Origin of the sequence: Aquiflexum sp., assembly GCF_041749095.1 — a bacterium.
In the GTDB taxonomy this organism is placed as follows: domain Bacteria; phylum Bacteroidota; class Bacteroidia; order Cytophagales; family Cyclobacteriaceae; genus Aquiflexum.
The window spans coordinates 1-1,814 of record NZ_JBGTCA010000251.1 but is presented as its reverse complement, the minus strand read 5'-3'; the positions used below and the strand labels follow the sequence as shown (position 1 = coordinate 1,814).

2 protein-coding genes are annotated in these 1,814 nt (G+C 39.4%); one reads left to right on the top strand and one right to left on the bottom strand.

Translation table 11 applies throughout. The annotated features are described in order from the left end of the window. On the top strand, positions 1–845 hold an 845-nt coding region (locus ACEW8O_RS11725; RefSeq protein WP_373494817.1), incomplete at its 5' end, for a T9SS type A sorting domain-containing protein. Positions 846–1,217: 372 nt separating this feature from the next. On the opposite strand, the gene ACEW8O_RS11720 is transcribed toward ACEW8O_RS11725, so the two are convergent. Beyond that, the coding region (locus ACEW8O_RS11720; RefSeq protein WP_373494816.1) for a heme exporter protein CcmB at positions 1,218–1,814 on the bottom strand (597 nt) is incomplete at its 5' end.

Genomic DNA, 1,814 nt, shown 5'->3' with positions numbered 1-1,814 from the left:
GTGGAGAAACAGCGACTGAAATCTTCGAATTTGTAGTAGTGTATGATCCAAGTGGCGGATTTGTTACAGGTGGAGGCTGGTTCCACTCTCCTGCAGGTGCTTATATGGATAATCTTGAGGCCGAAGGAAAAGCCAACTTTGGATTTGTGTCCAAATATAAAAGAGGTGCAAAAGTTCCGGACGGACAGACTCAATTCCAGTTCCATGCCGAAAAATTCAATTTCCACAGTACTGTTTATGAGTGGTTAGTAGTGGCTGGACATAAGGCACAATATAAAGGTGAAGGACGCGTCAATGGAAACAATGGGTATGGATTTATGTTGTCCGTTGTCGATGGGGACAGAAAATCACCTGTCGAACCTGACAAATTCAGGATTAAAATCTGGGATCTTTCAACCGATCTAGTAGTTTATGACAATCAGATGAGTGCCGGGGATGATGCCGAGGCAAACACTGATATTGGTGGTGGATCGATTGTCATCCATGATGGTGGTAAAGGTAAAGGTAATTCATCAAGGTTTATGGATATGGAAATAGATACAGATGAAATATCCATTGCAAGAGACCTTATGGATGCGGAGATTATCGAAACAAGAGCCTATCCTAACCCTCTTTCACCAACGGGTCTTTGGATAGAAATCCCTGCTGCTGAATACCATCAAGTGGTACGGCCTCAGATTTATGATCTGAACGGAAGAATGATGACGAACACGATTTTTGAAGTGGAAGCAAACAGGAGTGCCAAGTATTTGTGGCAATTTGACCATCAGAATTGGAAAAATGGAGTTTACGTCCTTATGGTCAATACTCCATCAGGAATCCAGAAAGTCAAATTGATGAAATAAAGATCAGATCAAAATTTAATCAAAAAGCTGCTCCTATTTCGGGGCAGCTTTTTTTATTAAAAAAAGATCATTAAAATTCATGTATGTACGCAATGATGCCAGTAAAATGGTAATTCAACATAATTATAGCCAGAAAAATTAAGTGTCCAATACATCGGACTTCCAACCTGTTTGAAGTAGAATATTGGGTTACTGGCAAAGAAGCGTATAACCATTATAAAATTTTTTTAGTTTAAATCATTCAAAACTAGAAAATTCAAAAATGTAATTCTTTATTGTATGGTTTATCGAGAAATTCCATTGCGCTCTTCGCGTCTCCCGATACTCGGGACAAGTTTTGCGGGATCCAAATTTTTTTTGCGAGCTCGTTCCCTAACTTCTCCACAAATAAGGAAACAGAATATATGCTGTCACCGCTACTATCCCATTGATGGCAACAAGTGTAATGATTTTATCCACACTCACTGACCAATCCAAGCCGTCGATGGCATTTTTGGAAACACGGATAGCCATCAATAAAATGGGAATGATAACAGGAAAACTAAGGATCGCCATCAAGGTGGCATTGTTGCTGGCTTTTGAGGCTATTCCTGAGACCATGGTGAGACAAGCCGAAAAACCAACTGCACCCAAAATAAGGTTTATAATAAACATACCCTGATCTGCCACAGGATTGCCAAGGATGATGCTGAACACCAAATAACCCAACAGTGCCAGAATTAAGGTCAAAAGTGTATTGTATATCATTTTTGATATAATGATGGATTCAGGTGAGGCGATCATGTAATAATATAATTGTCTGCCCTGATGTTCCTGTACAAAGCTTTTGGCAACAGCATTAACTGCTGAAAATAGTATGATGATCCAATACAAAGCATTCCAAATTGGGATATCAATATTCCCTTGTTTTGCTCCCACGCTGAGATAAGTGATGAAAACCGCTGAGACTACATATAAAAGAATTCCGTT